At 45.1% G+C, this 13,739-nt stretch carries 11 protein-coding genes; 6 read left to right on the top strand and 5 right to left on the bottom strand.

The features are described 5' to 3' along the window. The first annotated feature begins 395 nt into the window (after positions 1 to 395). The 6 genes from rapA to OZ660_RS02840 all read left to right on the top strand — a co-directional run bounded on the left by rapA (position 396) and on the right by OZ660_RS02840 (position 9,132). Complete coding sequence (gene rapA / locus OZ660_RS02865; protein WP_274742497.1) at positions 396 to 3,239, top strand: RNA polymerase-associated protein RapA; 2,844 nt, start codon at positions 396 to 398, stop codon at positions 3,237 to 3,239. Further along, positions 3,239 to 3,949 carry a pseudouridine synthase gene (locus tag OZ660_RS02860; protein WP_274742496.1) on the top strand — a complete coding sequence of 237 codons (711 nt, stop codon included), beginning with the start codon at positions 3,239 to 3,241 and terminating at the stop codon, positions 3,947 to 3,949. The genes rapA and OZ660_RS02860 overlap by 1 nt, the downstream gene beginning before the upstream one ends. Positions 3,950 to 4,084: 135 nt before the next feature. Further along, complete coding sequence (locus OZ660_RS02855) at positions 4,085 to 4,969, top strand: DUF3530 family protein (protein WP_274742495.1); 885 nt, start codon at positions 4,085 to 4,087, stop codon at positions 4,967 to 4,969. A 142-nt stretch (positions 4,970 to 5,111) separates the two neighbouring features. Beyond that, positions 5,112 to 5,435, top strand: coding sequence for a hypothetical protein (locus OZ660_RS02850; protein ID WP_274742494.1), 324 nt, complete (start codon positions 5,112 to 5,114; stop codon positions 5,433 to 5,435). Between the two features lie 72 nt (positions 5,436 to 5,507). Then, positions 5,508 to 6,848: an AmpG family muropeptide MFS transporter gene (locus OZ660_RS02845; RefSeq protein WP_274742493.1), complete on the top strand. Its 1,341-nt coding sequence runs from the start codon at positions 5,508 to 5,510 to the stop codon at positions 6,846 to 6,848. Positions 6,849 to 6,945: 97 nt separating this feature from the next. Next, the gene (locus OZ660_RS02840; RefSeq protein ID WP_274742492.1) at positions 6,946 to 9,132 is read left to right on the top strand and encodes a hybrid sensor histidine kinase/response regulator; all 2,187 of its coding nucleotides are present in this window, start codon (positions 6,946 to 6,948) and stop codon (positions 9,130 to 9,132) included. Positions 9,133 to 9,159: 27 nt separating this feature from the next. Here OZ660_RS02840 and OZ660_RS02835 read toward each other — a convergent pair whose 3' ends face one another. From OZ660_RS02835 to OZ660_RS02815, 5 genes are read right to left on the bottom strand one after another with little or no spacing between them, the layout of a single operon-like run. Beyond that, positions 9,160 to 10,146, bottom strand: coding sequence for a sensor domain-containing diguanylate cyclase (locus tag OZ660_RS02835; protein WP_202263437.1), 987 nt, complete (start codon positions 10,144 to 10,146; stop codon positions 9,160 to 9,162). Next, positions 10,143 to 11,159: a response regulator gene (locus tag OZ660_RS02830; RefSeq protein ID WP_202263436.1), complete on the bottom strand. Its 1,017-nt coding sequence runs from the start codon at positions 11,157 to 11,159 to the stop codon at positions 10,143 to 10,145. Before OZ660_RS02830 ends, OZ660_RS02835 begins: the two co-directional genes overlap by 4 nt. A gap of 9 nt (positions 11,160 to 11,168) precedes the next feature. Further along, entirely contained in the window at positions 11,169 to 12,002 is an 834-nt protein-coding gene (locus OZ660_RS02825; RefSeq protein ID WP_159624177.1) for a thymidylate synthase, read from the bottom strand. A gap of 18 nt (positions 12,003 to 12,020) precedes the next feature. After that, the gene (gene lgt, locus OZ660_RS02820; RefSeq protein ID WP_274742491.1) at positions 12,021 to 12,824 is read right to left on the bottom strand and encodes a prolipoprotein diacylglyceryl transferase; all 804 of its coding nucleotides are present in this window, start codon (positions 12,822 to 12,824) and stop codon (positions 12,021 to 12,023) included. A 4-nt stretch (positions 12,825 to 12,828) separates the two neighbouring features. Then, a complete protein-coding gene (locus OZ660_RS02815) occupies positions 12,829 to 13,635 on the bottom strand; it encodes a sulfite exporter TauE/SafE family protein (RefSeq protein ID WP_274742490.1) in 807 nt (268 codons plus the stop codon). Positions 13,636 to 13,739 lie beyond the last annotated feature (104 nt).

Here is a 13,739-nt window from a genome sequence, read left to right as displayed (position 1 = left end):
ACAGGACGCCGCTTGAGAGCCATATGGTTATCCTACGACAACTTTCTCTTCAAGAAGCATTGTGCAGTGTAGTCAAAAATCCTTGCGAAGTGCGATTGGCAGAGAGAGTGGTTGGGCACAGCTGGCCTTCAAACGGCGCTTATGTATTTGCTTAGTACCTCCCTTCAAAAAGCATGTGTTGCATAATCATTAAGACTAGCGTCGATTGAAGTGTGGTCGAGCTTGGGCACGATGACCTTCAAACGGCAGGACGCCGTTTGAGAGCCTCATGGATGAGTTCATGCGTGTCATCGAGCCCAAGCTCGACCACACATATTAGACAAATAAGCTAGTATTAATGACTTATCACAACGCAATGCGTACAATACCGCCCCCGCAAAAAAGGTTAGTGATTTATGAGTTCAGACAGTCAATTTTCAGTAGGTCAACGTTGGTTAAGTAATACCGAAACAGAGCTTGGTTTAGGTGCCATTATTGGTGTCGATTTTCGTTCTGTAGAAGTGCTTTATCCAGCCACTGGCGATGCGCGAATGTATACCAAGCAAGAAGCGCCATTAACACGACTTATCTTTGAAATTGGCGACACGGTAAAAAGCCAAGATGGCTGGGAAATGACCATTACCGAAAAAGAAGAAAGCCAAGGTGTTTTTATATATCACGGTCTACGTGAAGATACTAAGGCTCAAGCACGTTTACCCGAAACCATGCTTGATCACCACATTCGTTTGAACCAACCAGAAAAGCGACTGTTCAGCCAACAGCTTGACCACCCGAAGTGGTTTGACTTGCGCGAGCGCGCTTTGGATTACCAATACGATTACCTTCGCTCAAGTACTATTGGCCTAGCTGGCGCGCGTATATCACTTATTCCGCACCAGCTTCATATTGCCTCTGAAGTAGGTGGTCGTCACGCGCCACGCGTTTTGCTAGCCGACGAAGTAGGCTTGGGTAAAACCATTGAAGCAGCACTTATTATCCACCAGCAACTAAAAACAGGCCGTGCAGAACGCGTGCTAATACTGGTGCCAGATTCATTGGTACACCAATGGCTGGTAGAAATGCTGCGTCGCGTTAATCTGCCATTTTCTATTTACGATGAAAGTCGCTGCGAGGCATTAGAAGCCAGTGAGGCGTCTGACGAAGGCGACGTTAACCCCTTTGAGAACGATCAGCTTGTGTTATGCAGTATCGATTTCTTAAGCCAAAGTGAAAAGCGACAACAGCAAATTCAAGCCGCTAGCTGGGACTTGATGGTTGTCGATGAGGCGCACCATCTTGCATGGTCAAGCGATAATCCTTCTGCAGAATACTTATGTGTAGAAGCCTTGGCGAATAAAACTCCAGGGGTATTACTGCTTACTGCAACGCCCGACCAGCTAGGCCACGAGAGTCATTTTGCACGTCTTAGACTACTCGACCCTGCTCGCTTTCATAGCTACGACGCTTTCTTAGAAGAAGAATCTAAATACAGCCAACTCGCCGATGCCGTAGCACCACTTTTATCTGACGCAGAGCCGAATGATAAACAGCGCAATAAGCTTGCCGAATTCGCGCCTGATGTTATGGAGCACGCAGGTGATTTGTCTGATTCAAACAATCGACACGCGCTTTTGCATCAACTCATTGACTGCCACGGCACGGGACGAATGCTATTTAGAAACCGTCGCGCCAATATCGAAGGATTCCCAGAACGTAAGTTAAGCGCCTATGAGCTTGCTCTCCCTGAAGTATACTCAGATGCGGTTTCCGGCGGCGACCTCACTTATTCGCTCTACCCAGAGCGAATGGCAAGTGTCGTTAACAGTTGGACCAAGCACGATCCGCGAGTTGCTTGGCTACTCGACTTCATGCAAAACGTAAAGCCAGAAAAGATCCTACTTATCTGTGCTAGCGCCCGTACCGCACAAGAGCTAGGTGAAGTAATTCGAACTCAAACAGGCATTCGTCATAGCGTTTTCCATGAAGGCATGAGTATTGTAGAGCGCGACAAAGCAGCACATTACTTTGCCGATGAAGAAGAAGGGGCGCAAATACTGTTGTGTAGCGAAATAGGTAGTGAAGGTCGTAACTTCCAATTTGCACATCACCTAGTCCTGTTTGATTTGCCTATTACTCCTGACTTACTTGAACAGCGTATTGGTCGACTAGACCGAATTGGCCAGACACAGACGGTACAAATTCACGTACCTTACTTAGCCAAGACCGCACAACACGTGTTGCTTGACTGGTACCATGAAGGGCTCAATGCCTTTGAAAAAACCTGTCCGACAGGGTCAGGCGTATTTGACGATGTGAAGCCACTATTGATTGGCGCATGCTTACGTCCTGATGATATGGCCGCCCGCGACGAACTTGTCAACATGAGTATTACGCTTAACAGCCAGCTTGTAGCGCAACTTGAAGCTGGACGAGACCGTTTGCTTGAGCTTAATGCCTCGGGTGAAGGACGTGTCGAGCAACTGCTTGAAGATATTATTACGTTAGATAGTGAGCAAGATTTATCGCGCTTTATGGGGCGTGTTTTCGACGCCATAGGCGTTCAACAAGACGAAAAGGGTAACGACTGCTTCATTCTTATGCCAACGGAGTCCATGGTTAGCCAATTACCAGGACTCGATCCTGAGGGCATGACAGTGACATACAAACGCCGTGTGGCTACTACACTAGAGAACGTGCAGTTCTTAAGTTGGGACCATCCGCTAGTGCATACTGCAATTGATGTGGTGCTTACCGATGTGCACGGCAAAAGTAGTATGGGCTTCATCGCTGAACCTTCGCTGCCTAAGGGTGCCTATTGGATAGAGGCGCTTTTTGTATTGCACGCGCAAGCACCAAAAGCACTTCAATTAGGTCGCTTTTTACCGCAAACACCAGTAAGAGTGTGTTTGGATGCTCAAGGCAAACCGTCTGATTTAAGTTTTGATGTAAAACGCAAAGTAGGCCGAAAAATATCAGCACAGCTAATTAAAGCGCTACAACAGCCGCTTGAATTAGCGATAGAAAAAGCGCGTAAACTTGCACATCAAGAAGCAAACCAAAAGCAGCACGATGCGCTAGCAACTATGCACAATACGCTAAATGGCGAGATTCAGCGATTAAGAGACCTGCAAAAACGCAACCCTGCAGTGCGCGACAGTGAAATAGAATTTATCGAAACCCAAATGAATGCGTTAGATAAAGTTATTCAAGAAGCAGATGTCCAGCTAGACGCACTGCGCATAGTGGTGAATAACCCTTAATGGCAAATCCAAGTTTTGTGTACAAACCACCCATGATGCCTTATCTCGATTTCCTTTATCGAGATGAGGACATTGTTGTAGCACATAAGCCCAGTGGACTATTAAGCGTACCGGGCAAGGCCGCTGAGCATAAGGATGCGTTGATCTCTCGGGTCAACGCGGTATTGCCAACTGCATCGGTGGTACATCGACTCGATATGGCCACATCGGGTATTATGGTGATGGCGTTGAACAAAGATAGCCATCGTCATATCTCCAAGCAATTTGAGCTTAGAAAAACAAAAAAGCGTTACTTTGCCAGCGTCTTTGGCCATATAGCTCAAGATATCGGCGAAGTAGATTTACCGTTAATTTGCGACTGGCCTAATAGACCAAAGCAGATGGTTGATTTTGAACGGGGAAAACACGCGTTAACGCACTTTGAAGTAGTTGAACGCACGCATGATGCAAACGGGCGTCCATTTTCACTTGTTGCGCTTTACCCCATTACAGGGCGCTCACATCAGCTGCGAGTGCATATGCTAGAACTTGGTCACCCAATTTTGGGTGATAGGCTTTATGCACATGACAGCGCTTTGGCCATGGCTTCACGCTTACAGTTGCACGCTGAGAGCCTATGCTTTACGCATCCATCTACCAAGCAATGGCTCAATTTTCAATGCCCAGCGCCGTTTAGTCATGTTCTCGCCCAACCACTTTCTCAAGACTAAATCACGCTAGGAATAAACCTTGGGCAGCGAACTATTCGCAATATTTGGATTGCAGATATTTGTCATTAGGCCGATATACCGTATGTAGACTATTTTAGTTAAAGCGCTTTTTTCGTTAGGACTGGTTCGCAAACAATGATTAAGCATCTGTGCTCGCTTCTATTTTTGATGATACCCACCGTGTATTCATCTGCCGCTGCAGGTGACTTTTTTGCCGATATTAGCCATGCATACTTACCCGGTCAGGTAACAGAAATTATCGCTGGCGACACTATTTTGCCCATTGTCGAAGTTGATGCACATACCCCCTTGCCACTGGGAACTGCTATTATCATTAGTGAATTGTCCCCAGCGGGATTAACGATGGGACAGGGCGACATGTTGGCTGAAAAACTGGCCGAAAAAGGCTGGAACGTGATTATCAGCCCATTTGAGCAACCGTTGCACAATAACGCTCAAGCCACTTCGCAAGTAGAAAGCGAAAACTCACCAGATCAATCAGATAGTGTAATGACGATGGACCCAGACATCCATCCTCGAAGTAATCAGCTTACTCAGCATCTCGATTTTGACGACACAAAAAACAAATTGGGCATGCAACTGAACGCACTTAATAACTATCTTCAAGAGCGACAAGGTTACCGACTAATTATCGCACAAGGCATGCTGGCAGCGAGCTTTTTGTCACTAGCAAGCACACAACCGTCACTTCACCCTGACACATTTGTCGCTATTTCCCCATTTTGGCCAGATTCCACAATTAACGACTTAGTCGTTGATAATATTGCCCAATCAGACTTTCCGGTCCTAGATCTTGCTGTGGACAACTACAGTAACTGGGCATCAAGCACCGCAGCACAGCGACGAGTGAGTGCAAAAAATGCACTAAAAATGCACTATCGGCAGGTTGAGATATCAGGCACACCATTAGTCTTTAGTATAAAGCCAGATCAAGAAAGCTCTTATATTCATACACTTACAAACACTACTATTGGCTGGACACGTCATCTAGGCTGGTAAATCTCTGTTCGAGGGATTACGCTAAATTAATCTAGAAAACAATTACCTAATGAGAAAACGCACTACGCAATGGCCTGCTAACGAGCAGTTAGATTGTTATGAACTATAATACTTGTATAAAGCAAATACGGTTGGGCACCTCGTGACTGTTCAAGATTTCGTAGATAGTAAAGCGAAGCAACTGTGTTTTTATTTGAAAGCATTCTGGCAGGGCGAACTTCCCGCGGAGGAACTCGAGCTCTTCTTTTGGGACAGCATGGAAGAGTGGAGCCAGATTGATTACACATTAACACAGCCATATACGCCAAAAGAACGTGTTTTTTGGCATCTATTACACCAAGTGCATTATTGGAATGGCGATAAACTTGAAAACGATAAATACCTCTTCGACGAATTAAGTAACTGCGTCAACTTTCTTGATGGATTAGGGCATTGCCCTTTAGACTGTGTGGGTGTTCGTCCCTAACCCACGCGTTCTCCTCTCTTACCACAATAAAAACCATTCTCTAGGTTGCTTATCATCAATGTTCATGGCTCAATGACATTTTTGCATACTCGCCAAGGGCTAACTTATTTGTTCTCTGCATTAAACACCTATAAAGACAAACGCTTTCTGAGTATTTTTTGTTTCGGAATATCCAGTGGTTTTCCATGGATAATGATTGGTTCTGTGCTCTCTGCTTGGCTCAAAGACGAAAACTTATCACGTTCTGCAATTGGGTTATTCGGCATTATCTTTGCCACGTATTCGTTTAACTTTCTATGGTCGCCCTTACTAGACAAACTCAAGCCACCTTTTTTAGGGCAGCGCCGAGGCTGGATTATGGCTATGCAAGGTGCTGTTGTTGTGTGCTGCCTTGTTATGTCTCAACTGAGTGCTACTACTGATTTATTTTATATTGCACTTGTAGGCCTTTTCATTGCTATTGCCTCTTCCACACAAGATATAGCCATTGATGGCTTTCGCATAGATACCATTGCAGAGAATGACAAAGATGGTATGTCAGCGGCTTCTTCTGTCGCCACTGCAGGATGGTGGACAGGCTACGGTGGCTTAGGTGCAATTCCCTTTTATCTTGCCGACTATACCGCCTACACATGGCCTGATATCTATCTACTTTTAGCCTTCATGATGCTTCTGCTAATGGTTGCGACATTGCTGACCAACGAGCCTGAAATTGATAGAAAAGCACTTTTAAGCCAAATAACGCATGACACTGGCAGCGGCGTTCTATATTGGCTGCGAACGACATTAATAACGCCTTTCTCAGAGTTTTTCAGTCGAAACGGCGTGAAACTAGCTGCCTCTTTCCTGTTATTTATATTTTTGTTCAAGATTGGTGAAGCATTTTTGGGACGTATGAGTATCGTCTTTTACAAAGAGATTGGCTTTTCAAATAGCGATATAGGTACGTACTCAAAGCTGCTCAATTGGTGGGTTACTATTGTATTTTCGCTTTTAGGTGGCCTGGTTAATATTCGCTACGGCATTTACAAAGGGCTAATGATTGCGGGCATTGCCATGGCGGCCTCTAACCTCATGTTTGCGCTAATTGCACAGACAGGCCCATCAACGGGCTTGTTAGCAATAACCGTGATAGTGGATGGTTTTACAGGTGCATGGAGCACTGTCGCTATGGTGGCGTTCATATCGTTGCTCTGCAATCGTGCGTTCAGCGCTACCCAGTATGCGCTTATGGCCTCATTAAGTGTTGCTGGACGCACACTGGTGGCCTCAAGCAGTGGATTTGTTGTTGACGCCCTTGACGGTAATTGGAGCCTGTTTTTTATTGCTACAGCCCTCATGGTCATACCCAGCTTGTGCTTTCTGTATAGCATTCGCGAAAATATAAAAAAAGTCGAATATTCAAATAACTAAGTGTTATTTTTTACTCGTAACCTTGCAAGTAAACATAAGTTATCTACAGTTAATTAGGAAAGAAATATTCATGTTCTGTTAACGCGTTGAGATAGCCATGTCACTGCAAGGAAGTACTTTGGTAACGGAGAAGCTTAGTCATTCAAACAAAAGGGTCAAAAACACCCGCCGCGAGCGTGCACTGTCGAAAGTTAAGGTGGCGATGGTCATCATTGTCCTTGTCACGCTCGCATCACTTACTCACATACTCAACCAGCAACAGCACGCGATTTCAGCATTGAAACAACACAGTGCATTCGAAGACGCGCTAATTTCAACTGAACAACAGATCAATCGTTACCAGTACAGCCAAAATATTGCCCTGGTAGCGCCTTTGCAAGAAAACTTACTAGCCACTTATCAACGGATAGCAACACATTTTGCACAAGAACAGGAAATCAAATTCGTTGAGAATGAACTCTCCTTTGAAGCATTTGAGGTCAAGCAACGCAGCCTAATGCGAGAAGCAAACCACAGTGTTATTCAAGATACTATGCTTCAAATATACACCCTGGCTGTACTGCCCTCTGAACAAGCCGCTCAGCTGCTTAACGCTGTATTTACGCTTACACCATTAATCAATGCTATTCAATCTCAAGAGAGCGCACTTCAAAACCAAATATCATCGATTAGGCAACAGATAGTGCTTGTACTCATTTTTTCAGTTATTACGCTGGCATTAATTCAAGTAATTGCGTGGCTGTTTAGCAAGAATCAGCCTCATAAATCCACTTCGCTGTTACATCGTTCAGCGCTTCGCGTGTCTTTCGCTGATAAAGAGCAGCGTCATCAAAAAGAGTTTATTCAACTTATTAGTCACGAGTTTCGAGCACCTATTAGCGTAATTATCAGTGCACTAGAGCTTATTCCCAATATGGAAGCGCAGCGCAGTCGACTTATCCAGCAAGCTGAGCAATCAAGCTATCGATTACTCAGTCTAACCAATAATTTAACCGAACTATTGTCAGACAATATAGAAGACGACCTACAACCCCAGTCTATTGATTTAATTGGGCTCCTTGATGAGTGTATTTCCCCCTTTTCGATTCAAGTAAAAGACAAGAAAGTTGAGTTGAATATGCATTGCAGCCATAGTGTGCCGCATTTTGTTGAATCTGACCCTGTTGCTATTACTAAAGTCGTTACCGCCATTTTAGACAACGCGGTAAAATTTACTTCATCTGGCCTAATCGACGTCACCATTACAACGCTGGTAAAACACCAAGGTATTTTCCTTGTTGTTATTATCAGCGATACTGGTATGGGTATTGACGACGACACACAAGCGAAAATGTTTGATCGCTTCTACCGCGGAAAGCATGCTACTACGCATCGTTATTCTGGCGCGGGTATTGGCTTATCGGTGGCTAAGCGCAGTCTTGATAAGCTAGGTGGTTCATTGAGTGTAAATAGCACCGTAGGGGTCGGTAGTGAGTTCAAGGTGCATATTCCTATCAAACCGTTGGAAACACCTATCATTGAGGTATCTTCTCCGTCTAATGCTAAATTTGCTGTAGTCGATGATCTGGAGATCTCACGTCTTCATTTACAATCAATCATTACCTCGCAAGGCTTCAGCGCACGTACCTTTTCATCTGGTGCCGAATTGATTAACCTTCACGATGAAGTACTGCAGTTCAGCGCTATCATTGCCGATTTATACATGCCAGGTATGACAGGACTCGAGTTAGTTAAAACCCTCTCAGCGATTTACGGCGAGCGCGTCCCCCCTGTCGTCGTACTCTCTGCTACCCCCGATATTGCCAATATCATTGCTAACTCCGATTTACCCATTTATCAAAGTTTCGTGAAGCCCATTGATAAACAGAGACTTGTCGACACGCTGCATAATTTAGCCATGAATAAAACGAAGATAATGGCCCCCGTTACACGAGCAAACATACTGGTTGTTGAAGACGAGCCAATTAATGCGGAAATGGTGGAGCACATGTTGACATGTATGGGGCATGCCGTGACTATCTGCTACAACGGTGACGATGCCATTATTCGCGCAAATGAAAGCGCGTATGATTGTGTTCTGCTCGACATCAATTTGCCCGATCTAAGCGGCTTAGAAGTAGCAAAGATATTACGGGAACGCAATCCAGACCTCCCTATTATTGCACTTACTGCCAATGCACAACGAGACGATAAGGAAGCCTCATTAAGGGCTGGAATGCGCTATCACCTCGTCAAACCCATTACCTTTCAAGAGCTTAAAAATACGCTTAAACTTACCATTTAAGCGCATATTGGGTGTTTTGATGTTTAGCTAAAGCGTTACCGATTCAAATACTCGGTGCTGATTTCTGCCGTTTTGCTTGGCTTCATAAAGGGCTTGGTCAGCCAGTTCAAGCCAGCCCATTGCGCCTTTAATGTTGGAATCAAACTCCGCCAAGCCTAAACTGATGGTAAAGCGAATGGTTTTTCCCTCATGCTCAACTTCTAAGCGCTGAGCGAACTGACGAATGCGTTCAGCCACTACTTTTGCATTGTCCAACGCCGAGTCGGTCAAGATGATTGCAAACTCTTCACCACCATAGCGACCTGCTAAATCTGTTTCGCGGATGCAACGTTTGATCAGCGCAGCGAGCATTTTAATTACTTTATCGCCGGCTTGGTGACCATAGGTATCATTAATACGTTTAAAGTGGTCTATATCCAGCATCATTGCTGTGCTTGGTTTTCCGCGGCGTTTACTCAACTTGAACACTTCATCGAAGCGTTCTTGCCAATAGCGGCGATTGTACAACCCAGTTAGGCCATCGACGCGACTGGCCGTTTTTAACTCTTCGTTTAAGTGCTCCATGCCGAGTTTCCCCAACGCCTGCTCTGTCACATCGTAAACCAACATGCAAAACTGCTCGACATGGCCCGCTTTATCGACAATAGGGAACATAGTCACGTTCTGATACATATGATCTGCAGCACAGGTTACTGGGCGATTACATCCAAACTTAAACAAATATGGGCGCTGCTCCCAAATGATAAATACGGGGCTTTTAAGGTTAAATACGGGGTCTACTTTGGTACGTAGCCATTGCTCATCAATTTCTGAAAATTGACTAAACAAGCTCTTTCCAACCATATCGACACTGCGCATGCCCCCATGGTTTTCCATGAATTTGTTCCACACTTTCACCTCAAAAGTGCGGTCGAGGATCACTACGCCGACCTCAATAGAATTTAAGAGCTCACTAGGCAATGCCGTTGAATCAGATAAAGTCGCCGAGTTAAATGAATCTGTTGGGATGCTCATAGACTGTCCTTGTCGTCGTTGAGAAGTCGAGAGTACAGTTGATTAATGGCGTCACCGGGAAACAACAACAGCAAGTCAAACGAGATATCTCTTGCCTTTATTGCATATCCTATTTCGATGGCCATAAGCTTTCCCCATCGATGCACGTTATCACTTAACAACGTCGACAAGCCTTTGTGCTGGCCTAATAACACAGGGTGCGTGTGACTAAACTCAACGTTCAGCTGTTCAGACAACCCATTTAAGCATGCCCCTATTAGGATATTCGATACATCCATCAACGCCTCAAGCGCAAGGCTGGCGGGAGACTCAGATGGAGGATACTTCAGTAACTCTACAATATTTTGCGAGTTTGTATCATTGAAAATCACCAGTGCTTCGCCACTGATACCTTCACTGACAAACCCTTTTGATACCGCTGACACACTGTCGTTGCGATTTATCTCTGCCACAGCCATTGAAAGTTCATTACTTTCAATTAAGTTAACATTGGGAATGGGTAAGTCGATAAACTCGCCGAGTAGCTCGGCAAGACTCTCCCCTGCGCGTCCCATGGCAATATTTACCATTTCACGGCAAGCATCTAACTTGTCTTCATCCGATGTGGCGCTGTCTTGTGTATGAGCCGCTGTTGAGTCAGCCTTTCCGCTATAAATACCGTACGACGATAAAATATGGGTCAGTTTTTCGTTGTCTATTGGCTTGCGTATAAAATCGAGTGCCCCCAACGCAATCATGCGCTCTCGCGCTTGCGCCTGAACATCACCTGATACCACAATGACTAAACACGGCAGGTCTTCCTCTCGGATAACTTCCATCGTTTGGTAGCCATCCATCACAGGCATATTTAAGTCCAAGAACACAACGTCGCCCTTACCTTCACGAATGAGCGTAAGAGCTTGATTGCCATCTTCGGCAAATGAAATATCCACATCCCAACCATCGGGTATACTGCGCGCCATTTGGCGTCTTGCGAAGCCCGAATCGTCGCAAATTAAAATAGGAGTACTCATAGTAGCTCCTTATATCGCAACGGGTGCTTTGATATGCGGATGTGACTGGTAATTTTTGAGTTCGAAATCTTCAAATTTAAACCCAAAAATATCTTTAACTTCTGGGTTAATAACCATCGTAGGGCGTTCAAATGGCTCGCGGCTTAATTGCAACTCCACTTGTTCAAGATGGTTCGAATACAAGTGTGCATCACCTAGCGTGTGGATGAAATCACCCGGCTCTAAGTCACAAACCTGTGCCATCATCATGGTTAACAGTGCATAACTTGCAATATTAAAAGGCACACCTAAGAAAATATCGCCACTGCGCTGATACAACTGACAGCTAAGCTTCCCATCTAAAACATAAAATTGAAAAAGCGTATGGCATGGCGGCAATGCTTGTTTACCCATGGCCGCATTTTCTTTTGGTGAGTAATTGGTATCGGGTAGCACTGCGGGGTTCCAGCCGCTAACAATTAACCGTCTTGAGTCTGGATTCGTTTTTATCTGCTCAACGACTTCAGCTATTTGATCGACAGAAGTACCATCTCCTCTGTCCCAGCTTCGCCATTGATGGCCGTACACAGGGCCTAACTCGCCCTCGTCAGTGGCCCACTCGTCCCAAATACTTACGCCATTTTCTTTTAAATACGCAATATTGGTTTCACCTTTTAGAAACCATAATAGCTCATGAATGATGGATTTAAGGTGACACTTTTTGGTGGTCACCAACGGGAATCCTTCCTGGAGGTTAAAGCGCATTTGGTAACCGAAAACACTCAGTGTTCCTGTACCGGTTCGATCTTCCTTTTTCACACCCGTATCACGTACATGGCGCATTAGAGCGAGATATTCTTTCATCGTTATTCTTATATTTTTTTACTGTTCAACACGGTCTTTCTTGCGCGTATACGCACGCACTATTAATCCTATTCCTAAAGCAATCATAGGTAAACAAAGAAGTTGCCCTTGGCTTAGTCCCATTTGATATAAGCCAATATGTGCGTCGGGCTCTCTAAAATACTCCACGATAAAACGGAAGCTGCCATAACCTAATAAAAACAAGCCACTTACAGCACCAATGGGGCGTTTCTTAGCCGAAAACAGCCATAAAATTATGAATAATAGCACGCCTTCAAGTACAAACTCGTATAATTGAGAAGGGTGTCTGGGCACATTGCCAGCATTAGGGAAAATGACGGCCCACGGCACATCAGTAGTACGTCCCCACAACTCAGCATTTAAAAAGTTACCGATACGCCCAGCCCCTAATCCTATTGGCACGAGGGGCGCGACAAAATCGCCCAACTGTAAAAACGTGGTGTTCATGCGCTTAGCTTGCCAGAATAAGGCCGCCAATACGCCCAGCAAACCGCCGTGGAATGACATCCCACCCGCCCAAATCTTGAATAGATAAAGCGGATTGTCGAGAAACATACCAAATTGGTAGAAGAACACATAGCCAATACGGCCACCTAAAATAACGCCGACAAAACTCCAGAAAAGTAAGTCACTGAGCTGCTCTCGACTCCAGTCAGTCTGAGACAGTCGCTTCTGCGCCAATAAATAAGCGGCGATAAAGCCCACTAGGTACATAAGCCCATACCAGCGAACGCTAAGTGGACCTACACTAAAAATAACGGGGTCGATACTGGGAAAAACCAGGTAACTGCTCTGTTCCATTATGTTATTCAATTCCTAAAATCATTCTTATACTGACAAGTACTAGCAAGCACGCAAGCATTGACTTTAATACACGCACGTTCACTTTCTGACCTAATTTAGCACCAATGTTTGCCGTGAACATAGAGGTCGCTACAATACCCGCTGTCGCCGGCAAATAAACATACCCTAAACTATGGTTCGGTACGTCTGTCTCATTGAGACCCGCAATAATAAAACTGGCGGTACCAAAAACTGCAATCACCAAACCACAAAAAGCGGCGCACCCAATTGCAGCTCGGATATTGACTTTAAACCACACCAATGCAGGCACTAATAGTGCGCCCCCACCAATGCCCATCAGTGCACTGAGGGTACCAGCAACGCTCCCTACTGCGCCAAGTGTTGCTTTTGAGGCTTCGTTATCTGATGCTTTTTGCTTTCCAAAAATCATTTGTGCGGCGATAAGCATAACGAGTACCGCGAACACATCTTTTAACATTTCACCTGAAATATGGCTGGCAATCTGGGCACCGCCAACAGCCCCCACCGCTATTCCCATACCGGTATATAACACAACATTTGGCTGAATATTGCCAAGCCGATAATGCGCAAAAGCCGACGACATACCTGTGAAAATAATCGTTGAAAGCGATGTTGCGATAGCCACTGGCATAACCGCTTCGGTTGTCATTCCCAAAAAATGCACAAGTAAGTATGAGAGCGCGGGCACAATGATGAGACCGCCGCCGATACCTAACATACCCGCCAATATACCCACAATGGAGCCTAGTAATAAGCAACTTACTAGGATAACAACCATAGGTTCCATGTTTTGTTCCTTTGAAATGTCGCGCACAAGCGTAACACACACTGCTAGAGAGAGCATGCACCGCTTGCACGAATTCAGGTGACCACTTGGTTGTATTTACGGTT

The organism is Alteromonas sp. 009811495, from assembly GCF_028865455.1.
In the GTDB taxonomy this organism is placed as follows: Bacteria; Pseudomonadota; Gammaproteobacteria; order Enterobacterales; family Alteromonadaceae; genus Alteromonas.
The sequence above is the reverse complement of the archived record's forward strand: the minus strand, read 5'-3'. Positions and strand labels throughout refer to the sequence as shown.